This is a genomic window from Fictibacillus phosphorivorans (assembly GCF_023715845.1).
In the GTDB taxonomy this organism is placed as follows: domain Bacteria; phylum Bacillota; class Bacilli; order Bacillales; family Fictibacillaceae; genus Fictibacillus; species Fictibacillus phosphorivorans_D.
In genome coordinates, this window is the sequence record NZ_JAMBOR010000013.1 from 44,132 (window position 1) to 68,607 (window position 24,476).

A 24,476-nucleotide genomic window follows, 5' to 3' on the forward strand; every position below is an offset into this window, starting at 1 on the left:
TCTAGGTAAGTCCTTTTTCTATGCGTTCCCTAATTCCGCTTAATAGGATGCTTAACCCCATTTCAAACGCATCCACACCATGTATACTTACCGAATGCTCAGCAAGTTCTACAAGTGCAGGAAATTCACTTTTGTCCAATGCTTTAAACATTTCACTTACCTCTTGCATTCTCTTTTCTGTCGATATACCTTCTGCTTTCGCCATTTCAAGGAGAGCCATTTCATCCTTTACAAAAGAAAGAACATAATTATGAATCAATCCTGCTGCAGCTGGCACTTCAGCCGCCTTAACCCCCGCTTTTAATAATACTTGATAGATGTATTCGATCAACTTGAGTCGTTCAGCTGTCATAGGGATAGTTTCTGTCATAATCTCAACAGAATCTCGAATGGCGAACAAAGCGCTTCGATACCCTTTACCAAATTCAATGATTTGCTCATCCCAGCTCTTTGCCGCGTCAGGATAAGGAATCTTTTTTACGATCTCTTCAGATAGCAACTGCATTAACTCTTGTTTATTTTTAATGTGCCAATAGAGAGAGGCTGCACTCGTATTCAGGGACGTTGCGACGTTTCGCATCGAAAGCTTCTGTAATCCTTCAGTATTGATCAAATCGATAGCTGTCTCAAGAATTTTATTTTTATCAAGAATATCCTCATAGCTCGTTCGTTTTTTTCTACCCATAAAAAAACCTCCTTTGCCTATTGACAATTCTAACATTTACCATTTAAAATTAACAGTGTTAAATTAAATTTAACGGTGTTAAATAAAGCGTAGAAAGAAGTGAAAAAAATGAAGAAATCTTCTCCAAAAAAGTTGACGCGAAAAAATTGGTGGCTCATCTTTCATTTAATCTCAACCGTTCTATTTGTAGGAGGAAGCTTTACACAATGGGTCCTCATGATCTCCGCACTCACAGCAAATTCAGCAGAAGTTTTAAGAGTGTCACATCATTTCATGCATATCGTGGATCTTTCCCTAATTATTCCGGGGTTATTAGGAGTCATAATAACAGGCGTTTTTCTTTCCCTACGAACACATTGGGGGTTTGTTAAGCATTATTGGATCATAGCAAAGGAAATTATTACCCTTATTACTTTAGGAATTGGCAGTGTATTAAACATTTGGGTTCAAAGTTCTATCCAGATTACAAAAGCTAAAGGTTTGGACGCGCTGACAGATCCTGTCTACCTTCATGACCGAAACATGCTAATCATCAGTGCCATCATTCAAACATCACTTCTCCTATTTGTGATTGTCATATCCGTTTTAAAGCCATGGGGAAAGCGAAAACAACAAAAGCAAACCAAAGCATTATCTCAAAATGGATAAAGCCTCGGGGATACTCTCCCGAGGTTTTGTTTTTATTAAAATTTGGCTCCTGAAACGATTAATTTAGCATGTAAAAGAAGCTGGGTACGCGGAATCCCACGAAAAATAGAATGTATCCCACGTTAATTCACTTTTTTCCTGCGTTAATTGAAATAATCCCACGTTAATAAAAAAATAACCACGAGACGACAAATTACGACAAAAAAGAGCCCCACCCTCAAGATTGTTCATCTTAAGGGCAAGAGCTTATCAGCATGCCCCTTCTAAACATTGTCAATACCTTTTCTCGCATATTCGTCAACCATTGAATCCCATTCCACTTTTTTATGTGATAAACTTCCAAAATTATGTGATGAACCTCAAAAATATGTGATCGGTTAAAAAAACGCTGTAATATTAAGCTTCATCATGAAAATCTTCCCTTAAAAGCCCCATCACAATGGTGTCATAGTAGTTTCCATCAATAAACGTATCTTCTCTTAGACGTCCTTCGATCACAAATCCGACTTTTTCATAAGAACGGATCGCACGCGTGTTTCCGCTCCACGTATCAAGTTGGATCCTTCTCAAATTCATCGTCTTAAACAGGTAGCTGACCAAAGCTTTTAAGGCATCGGTTCCATATCCTTTGCCCCACAGCTCTTTTTCTCCAATCCCAATACCGACTACGCACCGTCGTGAAACAATATGAAGATCTCGATACCCGATCGAGCCGATATGCCGCGCATCGTCTCCAAGGGTATAAATCGAGAATTCCCCTACCTCTCGTTTATCAATGGAAAGAATATCTTTTTCATAGCTGGCTTCAATTTTTTCTAAAGGTGTATGACTATAACGATACATCCCGGAACCGGCATCAAGCTTAGCTGTTTCTTCATCGTTTCGCCAAAGGTACGATCGTTTATGGTCTTCTAATGATACCGGCCGTAACTCTACCAGTTTACCTGTAATCATAGAGGTGATTCCTCCTTGCTGGTTTTCTATTAAATTTCTTCTGACAAAATCCCGTAACCATTACCAAAGGCATCACCCCTCTCTCATTCAATTATTATTTTATGAACGGTCTGATCTTCGGGAAAACGTTTAACGCTGTGTTATAAAATACATCTTCATGATGCTCTTCTGGTATCATCTCTTTCACAAATTCAATGTACGGCTGTATTGGCACGAGTGGCCAGTCGGTGCCGAACAAGAACTTCTTATAGTTATCCGTAAAAGTCAGCGCATGCTTCAGGTGGTTGAAGAAACGGGGTGAATCTTTGTATCTCTTAATCTCTTCTCTTGTTCCGACGACCAGTCCGGAAAGGTCCGCATACATGTTGCGGTTCTTGTATACCACCTCAGCTCCGTCCAGTGTCCACGGATCACCGAAATGAGCCATCATAAAATTCACATCACGATGCATAACTGCCACTTCATCCAGTGTTAAGGGATGAGAATACTTCAGCAACCCGCGCTCTGAATACGTGTCTCCTGTATGGAACACGACCGGCAGATTGTATTTAGCGGCTAGTCTATAAACTGGCTGGTATACCTCATCATACGCATAGAACGGATAATAGCCTAAGTAGATCTTCAATCCGACCACTTCTGGTTTTTGCACCGTTTCTTCGAGTTCTGCCAGTTCCTTCTCTCCTAGATGATGAGGATTGATGCCTGCGCAGTACACAACATTTTCAGGAATTCTCTTTTCTAGATCGATTCCCATCGGTGTAGCGGTCAAGGGATCCGGAAACCCCTCAACCTCTTTTTCTGTAAGACCCATCGCAATCCCGAGAACAACCCCGGCATCCTCGTATTCTTTTATAATGCCTTCATAGGAATAGTCTAGTTTGGACAGATTGATTGCCGTGTGCTTAAAGCTTTCAATGTTTGAATAGTGCATATGTGCGTCGATGATTTTCATAGACTCTCTCCCTTAGCAAAAACGGATTTTCTTCAAATCTTCTAAAGCTATATCTGGAATTACTTTGTTAGAGAACAGATAGAACACAGGCGATGTAAAATGTGTAGAACCGTGTGCCAAGTGAAGTTTCTCAGCGCATCCGAGTTCAATCACTTCCTTATTGATATAAGAATCCACGAATGTAGCATTCTGATCAGCGACAATCTGCAGCAGGTTCTCATGCTCATCACTTCCGAACACAACGCTTCGGTCAACAGCCATCTCTTGTTCGCCTTTTCCTCCATAAACCATCGTCCATTCACCTGTTTCACTCTGGAAGCTCGCCCAGCTCTTTGTCAGTTCAGATCCTGGATTTAAAAAGCATCCCGTATAAAAATTCTCCCCATTAAGATAACTCCCCATTGTCTGAACGATTTCTGTTGTATGACAAAGAACAGGCACGCCTGGCAGCATTAAGAAATACGTATGGACCTCAAGCCCCTTGAAGGTTTCATGCTTTTCGTATTTAGTGGAGATTCTCAAGCCTTTCCACACGTTCCCTTTAATGTCCTCTTTCTCAGCAAACGCCACGGTACTTTCCTCTTTTAATAGAGAGTTCAAACTCGTTCCTCCTACAAGTCCTGCGATCCCACCCATCCATGGATTCCACCATGATTTTGGAGCAGGCTTAGGAAATGGTGTGTCCATCCATTCCTGTCCTTTATATTGGAGGGAAAACAGACTTGGAGCGAATTGGCCAGAAGCTGAAATCTTCAATTCACCGTTATCTGCAGATAAAACTTCGAGCTCATTCTTTATGCTTTTCTCGTATTGAACCGGTGTTTCCTTCGTGACAAAAGCCGCAGTTTGACGCGTAATATCGACCTCATCCAAACTCATTTTAGATGTTAAAACGTGAACCGGTTCTTCAGCATCCATTGGAATCTCAAACGATGCATGAGTCAACCCCTCGTCTGATGTGAACAAGTGGCTTTGCAGAATTTCATCATCCCTTTTGATTTCTATTAAGCCGTTAAAAAACGCTGATTTTCTGTCTTTAACCACCGCTTTACATTCCTCCCCGCTCACGAACGGGTTTCCATCTTCCAAAGAAAACATCATATGGTTCTTAGGGCGCTCAGCAGCCATGTTGCTTTTTTGCACGGCGTATTCACGGAAAGATTGCCAGTCTTGAAATGCACCGATTGAAAATACAACAGGCTTTGTTTCGACCGATTGATGTGCTGCTAACTTCCCAAGGTTATGTTCAAAATACATAAACCATGATGCAAAATAGATGCTTGCCTCTTTTGACCAAGAGATTCCTCGAGGGTTGTTCTGTCCTCTTAAGAAGATCCAGTTTTCAGTGATGTTTTTGCTTTTCCAATAGTCAAGAAAAGACCCCGTCGAATCGTTAAGTTCCACAATATCTCCCTCATAAGGCAATACGGCTCGCTCTAAAATCCGGCTAAAAAGGATCGGGTTATTCAGCCAAACTTCTTCTGACGTTTCTGTTTCCTGTGTATTCGTAATTTCATAATGCTGCTCAATCAAACCTTCACCATACAATTTCACCACAGAAGCCAGTTCGAGCCCTGGAAAAGCATTTGAACGATAAATCGCTTTCATGCCGGCGTATCCCTCTTCAAAGATCGGTTCTACACAGTAAGGGCGAATTCGTGCCAGCTCTTCTGAGAACGGTTTACCGAGTTTGGGATGCATCAACGCGATTTTGAAGTCTTTACTTCCTTTACCTGGTTTGATCCAGTTATCGAATTTGTCGTGGGTCAGATGATATTGTCCGTTGTACACGTGAAAATAATCTGCACATTCACCTGCAAATTTTTTACCGATTCCTTTGAAGGCAGTTCCTATCCTTTTAGAAAAAACAACAGAGCTTCCATCCTTTTTTGTTGCCTTAATCTTAAGGTCTGCTGAATAGAATCCATGCTTTTTTAACGTAAAAGGTACAGGCACCGATTGCTTAATACGAGCCGCTAACGAAATACGGAATATGCGGTCTTCCAGATCGATCAGTTCTGATTCAGGCAATTCAAAGGTAAAAGTAGCTTCTTCATTAAAATTATTTTCAAGGTCGAGATAGAACGTTGAAGCATTTCCGATAAACGATAGAGTATCAGAAAACTTGCAGCTTAAATTCAATGGAAACTTTGGGCTGATTCCTACTTTAAAAGGTGCTTTCTTACCATTGATAGTAAGCATGGCACTCACTGTCGGATGTGTCCGCCAAATACTCTGTTCTTCATCGATCGCATTCACTGTAAAAGGCACTTCAATCGTCTCTTCGCCCGTTACCGTTATTTCCTTAGCGACCTGAAACTCGATATTCTTGTCGTTCATCCCTTCAATAGCTACCGTTAAAGGTTTGCCCGATTTATTGATGATTTGGTACTTCATTTTATAATCTGAGCCAAATACAAGATTGAAGTCTTCAACCGTAGCAGAGATCAGATAGTCATCCGTTTCAATGAGACGGAGGCCCCTTCCAAAACGTTCAAACTCCATTCTTAATTTCTCTTGTTCCTTCGTTTCCCACGAGTACTCATAATAATGAAAATCATTTTCTTTTTTCCCATCAGGTACGACTTCTATCTTTCGGGTGCTATTTTCATACCAGTCCACCTTATTGAAGAAATCAGAAACCGCCTCAATCTGCATGACCGAAGGCATGAAGTTCATAAGATGTGTAGTATCATCGCGATCTTCCCAAAAGAAACCGCATTTTTTATAAAGAGGCGTTGCTTTTGTATTACCTGGCCATGTATAAAGATCGAGACGCGGCCACTTCATTTCAATCGCTTTTTCAACAGCTTTTAAAACAAGCTTCTTCCCGATCTTTTTCCCATGATAATCATCTCTCACATTCAAAAGTGGGATGTAAAGGGCTCCTTCATCTTCCCGGTACTCACCAAAGCTGCAATAACCGACGACTTTTTCACCATCTAAAGCCAAATAAAGATGGAGGTTTGTGGAGTTCGCTTCCTGTTTTAAAACTTGCTCTTCGGTTCTGAGCGAATTGCTTCCACCCCAGCCGTCACGACTGTTGTTCCACATCTCAGCGACTCTTCCTGCATAGCTTGGATCATATTCAACGATTGTAATTTGATCGATAACAGATTGTTGGACTACTTCCATTTTTGTTGCCTCCAGTCGTTTTATTTATGATTGTTGTGTTATTCGTTTTTTATTGACGTGATTTTCTGTACTGTATCATCGTGAGCACCCCTTTAATTTGTTAAGTTAAAGTTAAGTAGGTAAAAGAGCAAAATAAAAAAAGCCACCAGAATACTGATGACCTTTGGATACACGAAAAAAGTGCATAAAAAGGCCCCAGAATGCATACACATCCCAGGGCTCCGATTCACATCATGAAAATCAAACGGATTCCATAAAGAAGGTTGTGTATTGGACTTTACATTTAATTGTTTTGATTGTTTCTAAGTTAAATTGAATCATGTCCAACGCCTCCTTTATTTGAAATATTTTCCTTACCCTAGATATTGTAATTCAAAGCTCAGGAAAAGTAAATATAATTTTCTGAAGTTTTAAAATTGTTCTGAATGGAATGTATAGAACAGCTCATAGAACGTTTATATCGACCCATAGAACTTCGCTTTTGACTCATAGAATTTGTTTAGGCTCATAGAGTCTAAGTTTTGACTCATAGGCTTTATATTTTGACCCATAGAATGATCAGTTTGACTCATAGCCGCAATGTTTAGACTCATAAAAAATAAAAAGTCACTTTAACAAGAAAGAAGCCAATAAGGTTACCCCATGCAACATCGCTGTTACGGGTGGCTTCCCTCATTGACTTCTCGTATTAATGATTCAATTTAACCGCCAAATGAATACGCGGGGCTACCTTTCACATCAGTTTCTACTTTAAAAAGGCCTCCTGTGAGTGGATATTTCCCCCATTCTTCTTCGGTCATGTTCTTTCTTGCTGTCGTGATGTAGAGCGTCTTAAGATCAGGACCGCCAAACGTGCATGATGTTACATTTAAAGCTGGCACCGAGATCGAAGTCAATTGTTCACCCGTCTCAGGATTCCATCTTGAAACTTGTGCACCGTTCCAATGGGCAATCCACAGCATCCCTTCTTCATCAATCGTCATTCCATCCGGAAATCCTTCCCCTTCTTTAAACTCGATTACTGGAACCGGATTGTCGATTGCTCCAGTCTCTCCATCATAATCAAAACGCGTTACCTTCCTAGTCGGTGTATCGATTAAGTACATGAACCGATGATCCGGCGACCAAGCAAGCCCATTGGATATCGTGAGGTCTCCTACTTTCTTTTCCACATTAAAATCCGAATGCAAACAGTAGAGCGAGCCCTTTCCTTCTTCTTCACTCAAACTTAAGGTTCCCGCCCAGAACCTGCCGTATGGATCACACTTTCCATCATTAAAACGATTCTCTGGTAGCTGTTCTTCAGGATCAACGATTTCAGTGAGCTGCTCCGTCTCTGAATCCAAGAAATAAAATCCTTTTTGCATCGCCACAACAACCCCGCCAGATTCCCGAGGAACCACGGTACCGACTTGCTGACCAACATGAATCTCTTTATTTTCATTTGTCTTTGGATCGTAAATATTCACGGTCTTCCCTAAAATATTCACCCAATACAGTACACCTTTTTTCGAGTCCCAGCATGGTCCTTCGCCAAGAGCCGCTTTCGCTGGCAATACTAATTCTGCTACGTCTTTCACTCTAAAACCTCCTGTTGGCAGTTCGTTATCTACTTTCATTCCCTTAACTCACTATAAATATGATTTTGATTATATCATTTCTTATCCAAGGTACGAGTAGAAACGGGAAATTACACGAATAGTTATATTGCACTATCCTAGCGAGTGAATACATTTTACCAGATCATTCTTTAATAGATTTCTAGCCTGTTCTAAACCTGCTTCTATCGACTAGTAGATTTATGAAAATTCTATAAAAAATAGTCTATTTTACTATTTCTGAATACTAATTTCCTTTAGCTATTTATAGTATAATATGGGACTTTTTGTAGATGTTTGACAAATATTGTTTTGTTACTTTTAAATGACAGATTATTTGCAAAATAAAAATATCTGAAAAAAATGATTTGGACAAGGAGGCTAACGTTAGGGATCGTAAAGTTACGATAATAAATGGAGAAAAGGGGTTTTTAGGTGAGTAGATTAAATATCTTGAAAAAAAGCATCGTACTTTTATTTATTTTTTTATTAACATTTTCAAATTTAGCCTTTGCCACGACACCAAACACGAACACAAATAACCTAGGTTCAGAAAAGGCTACATCAGCAACGAAAGAAGAAGCTTTTGATAACGTGAAGGCTGACCTTCCATTTAAAGCTAAGGACAAAGTCAGAGTAATTGTAGAAGTAGAAGGTAAAACTGCCATTGAATTGGCAAAAGAAAAAGGAACCAACTATACAAAGCTAGCAAAATCTTCACAAAAAGCATTGCAAGAAAAGGTAACAACTGCACAAAAGCAAGTCAAGCAGAGTATTGCTGATCAGAAAGTCGCCATGAATTATAAATTTAACTTTACGACTGTTGTAAATGGATTTAGCGGTGAAGTGCAATACAGTGAGATTAAAAATATTGAAAAACTGCCAGGGGTAAAAGGCGTTTACGTATCAAACGAATACGAAAGACCAATCGTGGAACCCGATATGGTCACAAGCCACGAATTTATCCAATCCTATAAAGCTTGGACAGAAGGTAAATACAAAGGCGAAGGAATGGTCGTTTCTGTGATTGACTCTGGGATTGATCCCTCTCACAAAGATTTCGTACTTAGTCCTGAAACAGATGAAGATCTTACAGAATCAGAGGTTAATAGTCTAAAAGAAGAACATCAGTTGTCAGGCGTATTTTTTACTGAAAAAGTGCCATATGGGTATAACTATTTTGACCGCAATACGAAAATCCGTGATTTAGTACCTGATGGATCCAATCATGGTATGCATGTTGCAGGTATTGTAGCGGCGAACGGTAACCCTGAAGATGGAGGTATCAAAGGTGTTGCGCCTGAAGCACAACTATTAGCGATGAAAGTTTTCAGTAACGATCCTGGGTACTCCTCTACTTTTTCAGATGTTTACATAGCAGCGATCGATGACTCAATCAAATTAGGAGCAGATGCGATTAATATGAGTCTAGGTTCTGTTGCTGCTTTCTATTCTCCGGACGATCTAGCAAATCTAGCAATCACTAGAGCCGTAGATAATGGTGTGGTCGTTTCGGTATCAGCCGGAAATTCGCGCCATATTGGTGACCCTGAGAAAACACCGTTTGCAGAGAACCCGGATATCGGGGTTGTTGGAGCACCAGGTCTATCCTATGATTCTATCCAAGTTGCTGCTTCTGGAAATAAGCAGACGTGGTTTAATTACAATCTATCTTTAAACGGAAATCTGATCGACGGCTTCGGTTATTCAAGCGATGATTGGGTTGAAAAACTAGGCGAGCAACAATATGAGATCGTTTCATTAGGAAATAAATCCGGTTCCGAGTCTGATTATGAAGGGATCGATGTTTCGGGTAAAATTGTTGTCGTTACACGTGGCGGTACCCCAGGTCCGTTCATAGACAAGGCTGCAGTTGCAGCTGAACAAGGCGCGGTAGGAATAATCGTGGCAGACAATGGTACTGGCGGAACGATCTATCGTGATCAAGGACATTTTGCAATCCCTTTCATACTTACAACAAAAGAAACGGGCGACCAATTAAACAGCCTTTATAATGATGGAAATAAAAGCCTTACTTTCACGGTTGATACGGCTGAGCCCTCTCCACAACAGGGACGACCAACTTCTTTCTCTTCATGGGGATCCACACCAAGTTTGGATCTCAAACCAGAGGTCATGGCGCCAGGTGGTAACATCTACTCTACCCTCAATGATGATAAATACGGGTGGATGAGTGGTACATCTATGGCAGCCCCTCATGTTGCAGGTGGATCTGCGCTCGTAATGGAGTACATTCAAGAACACGCAGATTATAAAGACCTATCTGCTAGTGAACAGGCTCATTTAGCAAAAACGTTATTAATGAATACTGCTGAGGTTGTAAAAGGTACGAATGGATATGCCTTCTCCCCTCGTGTGCAAGGGGCCGGGCAAATGCAAATACACAATGCAACAACCACTCCTGTACGTGTTGTTGATCCAAATACAAACGAAGCCAAGGTGGAATTACGTGACTTTACGGAGAAAACAGTCACTTTTACCGTAGAAGCGACCAATGATTCTAAGGATAAAGATGTCACTTATGCTGTTAACGTGGATGTGCTGACTGATGCTATTCAACGAACTGCTGAAGGAGATTTGAACTGGTCAGCAGCTGTAGAAAGTGAAGGAAATCCTCATTTACGAGGCGGTGAGCCGTTAAAGAATATAAATGTTGATGCACCAGAAACCGTTTCCGTACCTGCTGGAGAGTCCGTTGAGGTTCAAATCAGCATCGATCTTACTCATGCAAGAATCCCTGGTTATAATGAAGACGGATCACCGAATGAAGAAGGATTCGACCTAAAAGAAGACATCTTCGTAGAAGGATTTGTCCGTTTTGAAGATGTTGATGGTGAAGAAGCCAACCTTGTTGTCCCTTATCTCGGTTTTTATGGAAAGTGGGATCGCCCAAGCATTTTTGATGGCATGAACCACATAGATGATAAGTTCTTTTATCAATTTTGCTGGGGAAATCCATGTGCCGGCCTTTACCAAAAACCTGGTAACGATGGATACCTTGGATGGGATCCGATCAATGGTTATGAGAATGCTGTAAGCAAATATGCTATCTCTCCAAATGGTGATGGCGTTTATGATACCGTCACGCCTATGGTTACTTTCTTAAGGAATGCTAGTGATGTCCAATACAATATCTTGGATGAAGATAAGAACAAAATCCGGACGATCCGAAATGAAAAAAATGTTAGAAAAAACTATGCAAGCTGTTTTTGCCGAAGAGATTCCGGTTACTTAGCAGAACGGGGCTGGGATGGAAAAGTCAACGGTGAAGTTGTTCCAGATGGAAAATATTATTTTGAAATCAAAGCTCGTATCGATATGAAACATCGCCAAGCAGACTGGCAAAGTAAGAAGATTCCTTTTATGATTGACACGAAACAACCTGAAGTTTCGGCTAAGTATGACCTTACAACTAAAACATTGACCTGGGAAGCGAATGACGGCACAGGAATCGGGATTTCTCATTTCTTTATCAAAGTAGATGGAGAGAACATACTGCCAGAAAATACGTTTTTGCCTTCTAACACGAGAGAATATGATTTATCAGATGTAGAGGTTCCTGAGGGTTCTGAAGTGAAAGTTGTCGCTTATGACTTTAGTCAAAATATCACAGAGCAAGAAGCTGATCTTGTAGTAAGCGGTGACGAAACGGATCCCATCATTGTCTTACAGGCTCCTTCAAGTGGAACGATTCTTTCTTCAAAAACCATCAACTTAAGAGGTTTTGTAACGGATGAATCCCCTCTCGAAGCTGTTTATGTGAATGGTGAATCTGTTGAGTTCAATCGAGTAATCGAGTTCGATGAAGAAAGATACCGCTTTGATATGGAGTGGACCGTTGAAGAAGATGAAGTCTATGAGATTGAAGTTAAAGCCGTAGATATTGCGGGTAACGAAACCGAATTCCGCAGAAGACCGATTTTCGTTGATACAACACCGGCAATCATCGGGGTAGATGCACCCGCTGCTGTTCAACATTCTATGACATCCACTCCAATAAACATTCATGTTCAAGATAATTACGATTTAATTCGAGTTTTCGTAAATGATGATGAAATCGAGTACCATCCTGGTCCAAGTTCTTTCGAGCATCCAGTTCCGTTGGATCTAAACCTTCAAGAAGTAGTCAACCTTAAAGAAGGAGACAATACATTTACCATTCGTACAGTTGATTTAGCAGGTGCCACGACCACACAAACAGTTAACATCTACCGGCTGAGTGAGGGAGAAACTTCTATCATTAATGAAACAAGTGTTACACCAAGAAAAATAACAAACTTGAAAAAAGCTGTTTCTATTTCTGCAAAGGCAACTAAATCGATTAAATGGTCTACCAAGATTGTTACCCCAAGTGGTGATCAAATTGAATTACCAAAGACCAGTGGTAAACGATTTAAAGAAAAATACAAGCTCGGAAAAGATGCTGAAAATGGAACATATCAAGTTGTTTTCAGTGGCGTCGGTTCTCCGGACGATCATGTAGCTCAAGTCATTGAGGAATTCATTGTGGAAAAATAGGTTAAAGGCTCTTTCATGAAAAGCTCCTGTCATTCTGCAGGAGCTTTGTTTATTAGAGATATTGAGCAATGGTTGCTGAAACCTTGTCAGTTTATTCATTAGATTTTGGAAAAAACATTAGAAGTTGGTCATAATGAAATTGTATAACCGGCTTTGACCATTTAGGTGTTAAACTTCTACAAAAATGTTGACGCGAATTTATTGTGAGAAGAAAAGTCAATGTGTGGATGACGATATCACTCACGTAGATGAATATAAAAAATGATCTAGAACGTTTGACTGAGATGGAAAAAGTCATCGGAGAGGGTTATAAATCGATGGATTTATATCGCAGACAAACGAAATAAAAACAAAAGTGACGAACTTTCTCGTCACTTTTGTTTTATGGAAACTGATAGAACCGCTAGTTATGTTAGTCAAAAAACCAAGGAATTTTATCCGCTGTGAAGAATACCTTTTAATATTCCATCTGAATATAGGAGGTATCTAAATTGAAGAAAAAACTCCTTATCGCCGTTTTTTTATTATTTGGGTTCGCTTTCGCATCAACGTTTTTTAACGGACAAGATTCACAAGTAAAAAAAGCAGAAACCACTATATCCACAGAACCTTCAAAAAATGATGGAACTGTTTTCTACAAAGGTGAAAATGACTTTTGGGAAGCAGAGTTTTTCATTACAAAAAATATGGTGAACCAGCTAAGAGTCGAACCTAAATCCACGAATAATGAACTCCCAAAACAGCTAACCTTCACATTAAGTACGGCTTTTTCTCAAGATAAAAAACAACATCAACTTGGTAAATTTACCGTATCGTTTGATGATTTCCCAAGTGAGTTGTCCCTTCATTTTAAAGAAAATAAAATCTTGAAACCTCTAGAGGAAAACTTGGTCTTAAAAATCACCGGTGAAGGACATTATCAGTTTTTTAATATGTATGTAGTTGATTAATCGTTAACCATCTATACAAGTAGGCTAATGTAAAATTTACTTATCTTTAATTTCTCTTAATAGCTCAATCATTTTTTCGTTTTGCTCAATCATGGTTTCATTTTGTTTTCTGAATTTCGCCATATCAAACAAAAAAACAAGTAAGATGATTAAAATAAAAAATTCCATAACCCACTCCTCTCTAGGGTTTCATTTTAACATATTTATACAATTGAATTTCTTTGATTAGGTGATAATTACCTCTTCCCTTTTTCTATATCTACCCGTTATTGTAAGAGATAGAGAAAATATCTGGATGGAGCTGAACGAAACATGGAGAGGATTTATCATTTGCTTGAAAAAGAGCTAGTGATCGCTTTAGGATGTACGGAACCTGTTGCTATCGCATTAGCTACGGCTACAGCAAAAGAATATACCAAAGAGAACGTCACTTCGATCTCTGTTTCAGCGAGCGGAAATGTAATAAAAAATGCCCTGTCTGTTGGTATTCCCGGCATGAGCTTTACGGGGATTGATTTCACAGCTGCTCTTGGCGTTATCGCGGGAGATCCTTCTAAAGGGCTTCGAGTTTTAGAAGGTGTTACAAAAATAGATGAACAGGCTGCTATGCAACTCGTTCATGAAGGCAAGGTACACGTACAGACAGCCGTTACCCCTGAAAAACTGTATATTGAGGTTCATCTAGTGACCGCTTCCGATAATATCAACGTAATCATTTCAGGTGACCATACGAATGTAAGTTACATCTCTGTAAACGGTAATGTCATTCTGGATCAATCCGATACGACGAAATCCACACCGGAAAAACGAGAAAAATTCCCTGAACTTACAGTTGATGACCTTTATACGTTTATAACTGAAGTACCTGTAAATCGATTGGAACTTGTTAAGAGAAGTGTGGAGCTGAATCGTGCCATTTGTGAAGAAGGTCTTACTAATGAATATGGTCTAAAGGTGGGTAAAACCCTCTACGATCAAACCAAATCAGGCATGCTTACAAATGATCTTGCGACTTACAGTATGGCTCTTTCAGCGGCTGGTTCAGATGCCAGGATGGCTGGATCAACCATGCCTGTCATGGCTAATTCCGGAAGTGGAAATCAAGGGATCGCTGTTACGATGCCGGTTGTAGCTGCTGCGGAAAAGATCGGCACCACTGAAGAAAAAATGCTGAGAGCTGTAACGTTGAGCCACTTGCTCTCGATCTATATGAAGTCAAAGTTTGGCCGTTTATCGGCGTTATGCGGTGTGACGGTTGCGGGTGCCAGCGCTTCTGCTGCGATCACCTACCTCTTAAGTGACGATCTGAAAAAAATCAAATCAGCTATTCAAAACACATTAGGGAATGTCAGCGGAATGGTGTGTGATGGTGCAAAAGCAGGCTGTGCCATGAAGGTTGCTACTTGTTCGAGCGCTGCCGTGCAATCAGCTATTCTTGCCTCACAAGGATTATGCATTCCTTCCACGAACGGTTTTATTGAAGAAGATGTTGAACAAACGATCGAAAACTTCTGCCGTCTCGGGAATGAAACATCGAGCACAACAGATACCGTCCTCTTGGATATGATGGTGAATAAAAAAATCTCTGCAAAAAGCTAACTTATCTGATGAGTTAGCTTTTCTTTTTGTGTTAAAATTATCCATATGATTATGAAACCTTATAGCTCTTTAAAACGTTATTAATAAAATATTTATCGAAAAAAATGGAGGCTTACGTGTATGATTTACGAAATGACCGTTCAAGTTCGTGTTTCTGATATAATAGAAGGCCAGCGATTTTATGAGACGCTGCTTCAACGAAAGCCAGATTTTATTCCTCATGAAGGATTTGCGGAATGGGAGTTGATCCCGAACTGTTGGCTGCAAGTCGCTGAAGGTATACCAACAGAAGGTTCAGGTCCGATCCGACTTGGTGTTGAAGATCTTGGTGCAGAGAGAAAACGTTTGATGGATCTTTTAAACGTGGAGGCATTTGAAATTCATGAACGTCAAGAGGTCCCGGTGAAATGGGCTACCTTTTCAGACCCATGGGGTAATCAGCTAGGTTTGTTTGAATACAAAGATGAAAAGAATAAGAAAGAGAAACTTGAACTTATAGTTAGGAGATAGTCATGAGATTTATTATCGCATCTGTTATATCCGTTCTATTCGGAGCTCTTGTGTTTTTCGCACTTCCAGGCGGCGGGAACTTATCTGAGCTAAATTGGCAAGGTGTTGTATTCGGTCTATTTTTCGGCATTATTACAACCCTTCCATTTTTCTTGTTCTGCACGCTCCCGACTGCTTTTATTGTGGAAGGGCTCACAACAAAGTACTGGATTAGGCTTAGAATACGCGCTCTTTTATACATTCTTTTAACGGCATTATTTATCATTATCTATCGATTCACACTATTTTATTGGATGGACTTTGCTGAATCCAATCTCTTTGCGGTGTTTGGGTACAGCCTCGCTTGTTCCATTGCTTTTTGTTACATTTATACCCTTTTAAAAAGAAAACGAAGAATTGAGCCCGAACCAGAATTAGAACCAGAACCGAAAAAAACAAGAGGCTCCAGAAGATATAGGGGCTCTCATTAAATAAGAAAAAAATAGTAGCCCAAACCACGGTGATGGTTTGGGCTACTATTTTTTTGTGGAGGTATTAGTTTGTTAGACCCATTCAAATTCTTTTTTTCTTAAAGCCGACAATTCACTCTTTTTTGAAGGAAAGTCCTCTTTCTGAGAGGGCCGCCTTTAACTTAGCCATGGCATTTGGCCCCATGCCATGAAGAGCGGATACGGTTTTTTCACTTTTTTTCGCCAATTCTTGATAACTCGCAATACCAGCACCAGCTAATGCGCGCTGTGCCGGTTTGGCTATTTTCGGAGGAAACTGCTCCTCAGATTTCTGTGCCAACTTCCTCATCCTTTCAAAATTTAATGGTTATGTACTTTTTTCTTTATACCTTATCCGTTTCCTTTATTATCCCCAACACCATATAAAAGAAAGGACTAAATGCTTTTTGGACAGGTGGCTGACCAACGTCAGCCTTCCTTTTTGGGTCAAAAGAGATTTTACGGTACGTGTTCTTTTAATCTGTTACACGTTCGCGCAAGATGACCCACTTTTCGCTCAAAAACCTCGAGTTACGCTCAGAATCGCCGAGCTACGCTCAAAATTTCTTATCTTCGCTCAGAATGGGTGGACTTTCGATCAAACCTGCTGATTCGAGCCTATCTTACTACGACAAACAGCATGATAAACAAATAATTTTAGCTTGGAAGCTGACAAAGTCATTCTCTTATCTCGTTTTGATTCATCAAAACTTCCTTTTTCTCTCGTTTCAAATTAAAAAAGAGGCTTGAACTCAAAGTTTTCACACTTTAAGCCTGCCCCTTTGTACATGATCGTTATTGAATAGCCTTTTTAACTTTTAGAACGTTTTCTCTGATTTCACTCAATGTTCCTTTTGTCATTCCACCGCCAAGACCAATCGCTACTGCTCCTGCGTCTAGCCAATCTTTCGCATTTTGATCGGATATACCGCCAGTTGGAATAAAATTGATATCTGGAAATGGATCACGCAGTCCTTTTAAATAAGATGGCCCAAATTGACTCGCTGGGAACAGTTTCAAGAGAGTAAGTCCTTGATTATAGGCTTTGGTGACTTCACTAGGTGTCAACACGCCTGGAATGTACAGGACGTTTCGTTCTTGTGCATAGTGTACGAGTTCATCTACATATCCGGGACTAATGAGAAATTGTGCTCCAGCAGCCACCGCTAGCTGAGCCTGCTGAATATTCATCACCGTACCTGCCCCTACAATTAGATTCTCGTAAGTGGAAAAGTGACGAATCACCTTTTCAGCCTCTGGGATCGTAAACGTTAACTCCAGGCAGCTAATTCCTGATTCAACGAGTGCTTCTCCCTTTTCTATCGCTTCGTTTACTGAAGAAGCTCGTAATACAGCGATCAGCTTCGTTTGTTTCAATAAGTCCTGTTGCTGTTGATGTTCTAACTCTTTAAACGCTAATGTCGCCATCATTTCACTCCCTATTCTAGATTACTGTGACGAAGAAAGGCAGATCCGTTATCTTCAGATTGCTTTTTTGCGATATTTAAACACACGGCGTCACACAAAATATGAACACATTGATCAAACAATGACCCCAGCGGCTGAATACTTGCCGCTTCATTCTCACCTCTAAACTTTGTAGCTGCAGGAACATGCGCGATTAATGTAGCGTGTTCCGCAAGTTCTGAGCTTACGTTTGTGGTTATTGCAACGACAGGACATTGGATTTCCTTTGCCTTTTTCGCTGTATGGACAACACTCTTTGTCGTTCCTGATCCGGAAACGGCTACTAGTACATCACCGGTTTTTATAGCAGGAGTTATTGTTTCACCTACCACGTATACGTGAAGACCTAAGTGCATGAGACGCATGGCGAACGATTTGGCCATAAACCCCGATCGTCCTTCTCCAATGACAAAAATACGTTTTTCTGATAAAAGTTGATCGGAAACCTGGTTGATCACCGTTGGATCAGCTTTACTTAGTACTCCTTTGATCTCTTCAAGAATGATATTTACTTGATTCATAAGTTCAACCCCTTGACTCTAGCGTTTTCTGAAAAAAACTTCGCTGCCTTTTCAGGATCTTCCGCCTTCGTTATTCCTGACCCTATGATGACAACATGAGGATTTAATTTCATGATTTCCGAAAAGGAATCAGGTGAGATCCCGCCAGCAACAGCCCACATCACATTTTCATTGGAAGTTAGCGGTAAGGTCCATCCTGTTTTTCCGCCGTGTTCTTGCTCATCTTTGCTAATATGTGCGCATAATACCAAGTCTTCATATTCGCTTAGATAAGCGAATTGCTCATCAGTTGTATTTAAAAGGTCGATCATTACCTGTTTGTTGTAACGCTTTGCAACATCACGGCACGCCTCGATCGATACCTTTGGTGCAGCTCCCATAACGGTTGCCACATCCGCACCGTTTTTAAAGCAGAGTTCAAACTCATAGATCGCATTATCAAACGTCTTTATATCAGCCACGATGGTTTTATCTGGAAAAGCGCTTTTCATTTTCCGTACACTATCCATACCAAACTCTTTAATTAACGATGTGCCTACTTCGATCCAGTCGATGTGATGTTCAACTTTTCTAGTCACATTTATGGCTTCTTCAATCGATAGGCGGTCTAAAGCGAGTTGAATCATCATAATGCTTTCGTCTCCACTTTTTTAATAGGTTGCGCTTCCGCTGTTGGTTTAACAAGCAGCGTGAAGATGACAGCAAGAACCAAAGAACCTGCCATGAAAATGTAAGATGCGCTTGGTCCGCCAGTTACACCATTTAAATAGCCTACAAAATAGGCACCTGCAAAGGACCCTAATGCTCCCATACTGTTAATCAAGGCCATTGCTCCACCTGACACATTTCTTGGCAGGATTTCAGGAATGATGGCAAAGAAAGGTCCATACGGCGCATACATCGCACCACCAGCGATCACTAGTAAAACAAATGACAGCCAGAAGTTCGAATCTCCGATAGCATAAGATCCATAAAACGCGATCGCTCCAATTAGTAATGAGACCCATACGAAACTTTTACGGTTCAACGTTTTGTCTGAGTAATGGGAAACTAAGAGCATACCAACCACAGCAAGTACATATGGTGCAGCAGATAACCATCCCGTTGCTACGATGTCCATCTTAGACGCATTAGAGAGAATCGATGGCAGCCACATAACGAAACCATACACACCGATACTCCAAAAGAAATATTGGAAGCAAAGCAGGATGACTTTTTTCGACTTAAACGCTTCCCGGTAGTTCTTCACAGGCTTCATGCCCGTTTGTTCCTTTTCCAATTCGTTTTCGAGATTTTTCTTCTGTTCATCTGTAAGCCATTTCGCATTTTTGGGTCTGTCGTTTACAAGTTTCCACCAGATGAATGCCCATAGGATGGCTGGGACACCTTCAATAATGAACATCCAGCGCCAATCGAACGCTTTTAGCAGATAACCAGAAAGAATAGACATCCAAAGAACGGTTACTGGATTTCCTAATATTAAAAACGTATTAGCCCGGGAACGTTCTGCTTTTAAGAACCAACCACTCAAGAAAACGAGCATCGCTGGCATGACAGCGCTTTCCACAACCCCTAAAAAGAACCGGATGGGATAAAGCCAGGCTACATTCGTTGCAAGTCCGGTAGCCGTCGCAAGACCACCCCATAAAATCAATGACCAGAAGACCAGTACTTTCGCGCTCTTCTTTTCCGCATAGATCGCCCCTGGAATCTGGAAAAAGAAGTAACCTAGAAAGAACAACGCTGCCAAGAAAGATGAAACGGATGCGGTAATGCCAAGATCTTCTCCCATCCCTCCTGCAACGCCGAAACCATAGTTCGCACGATCCAGATAAGCCAAACTATACGTAATAAAAGCAATTGGAATTAATCTCAGCCAGCGTTTTCGTGTTGCTAAAGGATCTATCGTTTTCCTCATTGTAAACACTCCCTTTTAGCTATAAATGTTTGTAATGTTTCAAGATCTGGCAAACCATCACTGTCTCCAGGCGATTGAACCTGCATAGCTCCAATCGCATTTCCTCTTGTAACCGAATCAGGAATGGATGATTGATCAAGCAGTCCACTGATCAGTCCTACTGCGAATCCATCACCAGCCCCTACTGTATCTACAACTTCTCTGACAGGGAACCCAGGCACTAGTCCACTCGTTCCACCGTTTGTTTTAAAATACGCCCCTTCTTCTCCTAGCTTAATTACGACTAGTTTCACCCCCTTATTTAAATAAAAGTCAGCGATTTCTTCTGGTTTTCTAAACCCTGTTAATATTTCGCCTTCTTCTATTCCAGGCAGTACCCAATCGGCTTTGAATGCTAGTTTATTAATCTCTCTGGTCATCTCATCTTGTGATCCCCAAAGGTTCGGACGAAGATTCGGATCAAACGAAACGGTTTTTCCGTGTTCCTTCATGGTATCGATTATATAATGAGCAAACTCTCTTGCCGTCTCTGAAAGGGCAGGTGGAATGCCTGTTAAATGAAGGTGTTTCGATTTTTCAAACTCATAGTGATGAAAGTCTTGCACAGACATGGTACTAGCCGCTGAATTCTTACGGAAATAATGGACAGACGGATCACCGCTTGTAACTTTCGACTTTAACTGAAAGCCAGTAGGATGAGAATCTACTATTCTAACCGCATCCGTATCGATCTTTTCCTTTTGAAGCGAATCAAGAATATACTGGCCAAACGGATCATTGCCAACTTTACTTAAAAAACAAACCTTGTAACCTAGTCTCGCAAGACCGATTGCCACGTTAGTTTCAGCCCCTGCTAAACTTCTCGTAAAATGAGGAACCTCATGCAGCTCTCCCACTTGATCGGCGATAAACATTGTCATCGCTTCGCCGAACGTTATGATATCCATGTTTTTCATTGATGTATCTCCTCTCAACCTGATCTTTTAGAAAAACGAGTATTCTATGCTTCTTTTAAAAGTGCCGTATAGTATGAAGTGATATGTAATAGATCAGCACCTCTTAATGGGAATTCAATCGCCCTTGGAACATTTTGATCCAATGAATGTAGAATGTTCCGCCATTCAGCATGCTCTTCTTCTGGCAACGGAATCGTGACGAGCCCTTTCTCCGTCTCTTCTACTTGTTTGAAGTGAATATATTTAACGTAATCTGCAAGTTTTTCAGATGCTTTCTCTACATCTTCACCTGTGAACTTCCAATTCCCAACATCAAAGGTCATGGCGATCGGTACCTGTTGTTTTGAAGCCTCCTTCAAAAATTGTTGGATGCGCTCTAAGTTTCCGCCATGGGAGGTCTGATCGTTTTCGATTAAAACTTGCAATCTATTTTCCTCAACTTTTAAGGCGCGAAGAACTGATGTAAGCTCTTGTATTTCAGTTTGTTTCGGATCGAAATGACCGAGAGAAAATTTCACAAATCTAGAGCCGAGTGTAATCGCTTCCAAAATTACTTGTTTAATAGAATCATGATCTAAAAGGTTATCCTGCTTATAGAGTTCAACTGGTGCAGAATAGACCGAGAACAACTTCAACTGTTCGAGTGACTCACGAAGACCTTTAAGTGCTGATCGATCACAATCTGCAAATAGTTCTCTTCGTATTTCGGCTCCCCTTGCACCAGACTGTGCTATCAACGGTAAATACGCATCTTGCCCTCTTTTTACTACTTCTTCAATATCAAAAGAGTTTAATGTAACGATTATGTCTCTCATTTTGCACTCCTTACCTCCAATGGAACCGGTTTCGTTTTAATTTAAAAATTTATGGAACAGTCTTATGGGAACGGTTCCATTTTCTTTTTCAATAGAAGATCTTCAATTGATGAAGATCTTCTTACTTTTGGGTAGAGCCTCTGATGTTTAACTTTGCTGTGAATGCAATGGTTTGCGGCAGCATGTTACTTCCTTTTACTTTAGACAGAATCTTTTCCATTGCCGCAACACCAATCTCATAGGTAGGTTGAGCAATGGCCGAAATGCCTGTGCCAACGGCAATCGCCCATTCGGGATCATCAAAGCCCAAAAGCGCAATATCATCAGGAATCGATAATTTAAGATTTTGGATTGCGACCACGATTTGAAGGAGTACCACTCCATTGGCTGCGAAAATGGCTTTTGATTGATTTTTTGAGCTTTCTAGGAAGTGAGACAACTTAGTCATCAGCTCATCTTCTTTGGCGAGGTCCACTTCATAAATCTCTTCCCAGCTTGCGTGATTGTGTTTTCTCAACGATTGTTCAAACGCTGCTGATCTTTCTTTTCTTGAACTTACTCCTTCAATTGGTTCTGTAAAAAATGCAATCCTCTCAAAGTCCTGGTCGATCAGATGATGCATGGCTTCCTTAACAGCACTGTGATTATCAACACCGATCATGTCAAAATCCAGCCCTTTAACCTTTCTGTCTACCAAGACTACCGGGATATTTTCAAGCGCCAAACTTTTGAGTGCCTCATTATTTCGGCCTGTCGTATTAATGATTAACCCATCAATACGGTGTGCTTGGAGCATCGAAATATAATCGCTTTCTTTTTGCGGGTCATTATCCGTATTACACACCAGCAAGTTGTATCCGTTTTGATTACAAATATCTTCGGCACCCCGTATGATTGCAGTGGTGTAAGGATTTGTGATATCAGCGACAACCATACCGATTAAATGACTAGTATTTCTTTTTAGTCCTCTCGCCATCACATTCGGTCGGTAATTTAAAGCGGCAATCGTATCCTCGATCCTTTTTTTAGTTTTAGGAGCGAGTTCATTATAATTCCCCGCTAGATACCTTGAGACGGTTGTTTTGGATACCCCTGCCTGCAACGCTACATCTTTAATCGTTACACGTGGGATCTGTGATTTACTCATTCTAAAACTACCTGCTTTTCTAAACCTCTCAATGGAACCGGTTTCATTTTTTTATCATTGTAACAACAACCATTCAATTAAGCAAACATAATTTCAGGTTTTTTTGAAACTTTTTGAGTTTTACGTGAAAGAATACGCGACGGCAGGCAGTGCCGTCCAATAAATTCAGAGGTAAGAATAGAATAATGGGTGTTGTGTCTTTTTGCCTAAGTCCCCTTATTTTCTTAGTTTCCATGATGATTTCTAAAAGGGTGGCTGACAAACGTCAGCCTTCTTCTTTAATCTCAATAAAGTTTTCACGGTACGTGTTTTTTTATTCTGTTACACGTTCGCTCAATATGACCCACTTTTCGCTCAAAAACTTCGAGTATCGCTCCGAATCGCCGAGCTACACTCAACATTCCATAGCTTCGCTCAGAAAGGATAGACTTTCGCGCAAAGTACTTTATTCAGGCTAACTTAGCACTAAAGAAGCTTGATGAGCAGCCATTTTTGCTTGGAGTCTAACAAAGTGAGTACTTAATCTCGTTTTGATTCATCAAAACGCTCATTTTCTCATGTTTGATATAAAAAAGGGCTTGAACTCAAAAGCCTTTACACATTGAGTCAGCCCTCTTAACTATCTTATCTACCTATCTCGAACAGATGCACCTTCTATGAGACTAACATTGATCCGTTCGTGTTCATGCTGTTTTTTACTGATTAAGTTTAATAGTAATTCTGACGCTAAAGATCCCCATTTATGCTTCGAGTAATTGATAGTGGCCAGTCTAGGGTGAATATACTGTGACACTTCAATATTATCAAACCCGATCACATGAACGTCTTCTCCAATTTGCAGGTTGGTACGGCTAAAATAGTTGTATACTCCGATTGCCATTTCATCGTTTAAGCAAAATACGCCGACGGGTTCTGAGTACTCCTGGTGGATCTGTTTAGCAGCGATCTCTCCGGAAGCTTTGTTAAAGTTACCGTCGATTTCAACGTATTCGATCTGCGAGTACCGTTGAACTGCTTTTTGCACTGCCTCTAATCGCTGACGCGCATCAAACGAGATCTCAGGACCTTTCACAACATAGATTTTTCGATGACCTTTTTCTGCAAGATGATCGATAGCAAGTGTTGCACCTGCTTTATTGTCGAGAAGAACTTGCGAGATATTCGGATGATCCATTCGCCGGTCCATCACAACAAGCTTATGGCCACGCTCAGCATGACTGAGCAATTCCTCTGTCTCATACGTCGCATCGAGAATAATGGCACCGTCGATCATACGCTCCGGCAAGAAACGGTGCGATTCTTTCCCGCTGCAGACGATCAGTTCGTAGCCGTTTTTGCTGAGCGTCTCCATCATCCCTTGAAGAAGCTCCCCGTAAAATGCACCGCTGTAGTTTGTCAGATAGATTCCGATAATCTTGGTTTCTCTCTTTTTCAAAGAACGTGCCGCGGCACTTGGGATATAATTTAATTCTTTTGCGATTGCCTGTATGCGTTCAGATGTTTCCTTTGTTACTTTCGGACTTCCGTTTAAGGCATAGGAGACCGTGGATATGGAAACACCTGCTTTTTTCGCAATGTCTTTTATACTTACCAA

At 40.7% G+C, this 24,476-nt stretch carries 21 protein-coding genes; 6 read left to right on the forward strand and 15 right to left on the reverse strand.

Features of this window, described 5'->3' with window-relative positions; translation table 11 throughout:
* Position 1: 1 nt before the first annotated feature.
* Positions 2–685 (reverse strand): TetR/AcrR family transcriptional regulator, encoded by a 684-nt coding sequence (locus tag M3206_RS11350; RefSeq protein WP_251312637.1) that lies wholly within the window; start codon positions 683–685, stop codon positions 2–4.
* Between the two features lie 108 nt (positions 686–793).
* Here M3206_RS11350 and M3206_RS11355 point away from each other — a divergent pair, with 108 nt between their 5' ends.
* Positions 794–1,333 (forward strand): DUF2269 family protein, encoded by a 540-nt coding sequence (locus M3206_RS11355; RefSeq protein WP_251312638.1) that lies wholly within the window; start codon positions 794–796, stop codon positions 1,331–1,333.
* A gap of 396 nt (positions 1,334–1,729) precedes the next feature.
* On the opposite strand, the gene M3206_RS11360 is transcribed toward M3206_RS11355, so the two are convergent.
* From M3206_RS11360 to M3206_RS11375, 4 genes are all read right to left on the reverse strand, one after another.
* On the reverse strand, positions 1,730–2,287 hold the full coding sequence (locus M3206_RS11360) for a GNAT family N-acetyltransferase (protein WP_251312639.1): 558 nt from the start codon (positions 2,285–2,287) through the stop codon (positions 1,730–1,732).
* 94 nt (positions 2,288–2,381) lie between these two features.
* Positions 2,382–3,239 (reverse strand): amidohydrolase family protein, encoded by an 858-nt coding sequence (locus M3206_RS11365; protein WP_251312640.1) that lies wholly within the window; start codon positions 3,237–3,239, stop codon positions 2,382–2,384.
* 12 nt (positions 3,240–3,251) lie between these two features.
* Positions 3,252–6,374: a GNAT family N-acetyltransferase gene (locus M3206_RS11370; RefSeq protein WP_251312641.1), complete on the reverse strand. Its 3,123-nt coding sequence runs from the start codon at positions 6,372–6,374 to the stop codon at positions 3,252–3,254.
* 701 nt (positions 6,375–7,075) lie between these two features.
* Positions 7,076–7,954: an SMP-30/gluconolactonase/LRE family protein gene (locus tag M3206_RS11375; RefSeq protein ID WP_251312642.1), complete on the reverse strand. Its 879-nt coding sequence runs from the start codon at positions 7,952–7,954 to the stop codon at positions 7,076–7,078.
* Between the two features lie 453 nt (positions 7,955–8,407).
* On the opposite strand from M3206_RS11375, the gene M3206_RS11380 reads away from it, so the two are divergent.
* Entirely contained in the window at positions 8,408–12,511 is a 4,104-nt protein-coding gene (locus M3206_RS11380; RefSeq protein ID WP_251312643.1) for a S8 family serine peptidase, read from the forward strand.
* Positions 12,512–13,002: 491 nt separating this feature from the next.
* Positions 13,003–13,461, forward strand: a complete 459-nt coding sequence (locus tag M3206_RS11385) for a hypothetical protein (protein ID WP_251312644.1) — start codon at positions 13,003–13,005, stop codon at positions 13,459–13,461.
* A gap of 36 nt (positions 13,462–13,497) precedes the next feature.
* Here M3206_RS11385 and M3206_RS19010 read toward each other — a convergent pair whose 3' ends face one another.
* Positions 13,498–13,629, reverse strand: a complete 132-nt coding sequence (locus M3206_RS19010; protein WP_285876931.1) for a hypothetical protein — start codon at positions 13,627–13,629, stop codon at positions 13,498–13,500.
* Positions 13,630–13,773: 144 nt separating this feature from the next.
* On the opposite strand from M3206_RS19010, the gene M3206_RS11390 reads away from it, so the two are divergent.
* The 3 genes from M3206_RS11390 to M3206_RS11400 all read left to right on the forward strand — a co-directional run bounded on the left by M3206_RS11390 (position 13,774) and on the right by M3206_RS11400 (position 16,040).
* Positions 13,774–15,060: a serine dehydratase subunit alpha family protein gene (locus M3206_RS11390; RefSeq protein WP_251312645.1), complete on the forward strand. Its 1,287-nt coding sequence runs from the start codon at positions 13,774–13,776 to the stop codon at positions 15,058–15,060.
* 120 nt (positions 15,061–15,180) lie between these two features.
* The gene (locus M3206_RS11395) at positions 15,181–15,570 is read left to right on the forward strand and encodes a VOC family protein (RefSeq protein ID WP_251312646.1); all 390 of its coding nucleotides are present in this window, start codon (positions 15,181–15,183) and stop codon (positions 15,568–15,570) included.
* Positions 15,571–15,572: 2 nt separating this feature from the next.
* A complete protein-coding gene (locus M3206_RS11400) occupies positions 15,573–16,040 on the forward strand; it encodes a hypothetical protein (protein WP_251312647.1) in 468 nt (155 codons plus the stop codon).
* Positions 16,041–16,152: 112 nt separating this feature from the next.
* Here the strand turns inward: M3206_RS11400 and M3206_RS11405 are convergent, their stop codons facing one another.
* The 9 genes from M3206_RS11405 to M3206_RS11445 form a co-directional block, all read right to left on the reverse strand.
* Complete coding sequence (locus M3206_RS11405; protein ID WP_251312648.1) at positions 16,153–16,359, reverse strand: DNA-binding protein; 207 nt, start codon at positions 16,357–16,359, stop codon at positions 16,153–16,155.
* Between the two features lie 494 nt (positions 16,360–16,853).
* Positions 16,854–17,486 (reverse strand): bifunctional 4-hydroxy-2-oxoglutarate aldolase/2-dehydro-3-deoxy-phosphogluconate aldolase, encoded by a 633-nt coding sequence (locus M3206_RS11410; protein ID WP_251312649.1) that lies wholly within the window; start codon positions 17,484–17,486, stop codon positions 16,854–16,856.
* Between the two features lie 11 nt (positions 17,487–17,497).
* On the reverse strand, positions 17,498–18,046 hold the full coding sequence (hxlB, locus tag M3206_RS11415) for a 6-phospho-3-hexuloisomerase (RefSeq protein ID WP_251312650.1): 549 nt from the start codon (positions 18,044–18,046) through the stop codon (positions 17,498–17,500).
* Positions 18,043–18,675 carry a 3-hexulose-6-phosphate synthase gene (hxlA, locus tag M3206_RS11420; protein WP_251312651.1) on the reverse strand — a complete coding sequence of 211 codons (633 nt, stop codon included), beginning with the start codon at positions 18,673–18,675 and terminating at the stop codon, positions 18,043–18,045. Before hxlA ends, hxlB begins: the two co-directional genes overlap by 4 nt.
* Positions 18,672–19,964: an MFS transporter gene (locus M3206_RS11425; protein WP_251312652.1), complete on the reverse strand. Its 1,293-nt coding sequence runs from the start codon at positions 19,962–19,964 to the stop codon at positions 18,672–18,674. The genes hxlA and M3206_RS11425 overlap by 4 nt, the downstream gene beginning before the upstream one ends.
* Positions 19,961–20,920, reverse strand: coding sequence for a sugar kinase (locus M3206_RS11430; protein ID WP_251312653.1), 960 nt, complete (start codon positions 20,918–20,920; stop codon positions 19,961–19,963). Before M3206_RS11430 ends, M3206_RS11425 begins: the two co-directional genes overlap by 4 nt.
* A gap of 44 nt (positions 20,921–20,964) precedes the next feature.
* The gene (locus M3206_RS11435) at positions 20,965–21,735 is read right to left on the reverse strand and encodes a sugar phosphate isomerase/epimerase family protein (protein ID WP_251312654.1); all 771 of its coding nucleotides are present in this window, start codon (positions 21,733–21,735) and stop codon (positions 20,965–20,967) included.
* 121 nt (positions 21,736–21,856) lie between these two features.
* The gene (locus M3206_RS11440) at positions 21,857–22,882 is read right to left on the reverse strand and encodes a LacI family DNA-binding transcriptional regulator (protein ID WP_251312655.1); all 1,026 of its coding nucleotides are present in this window, start codon (positions 22,880–22,882) and stop codon (positions 21,857–21,859) included.
* Between the two features lie 628 nt (positions 22,883–23,510).
* The gene (locus M3206_RS11445) at positions 23,511–24,476 is read right to left on the reverse strand and encodes a LacI family DNA-binding transcriptional regulator (RefSeq protein ID WP_251312656.1); all 966 of its coding nucleotides are present in this window, start codon (positions 24,474–24,476) and stop codon (positions 23,511–23,513) included.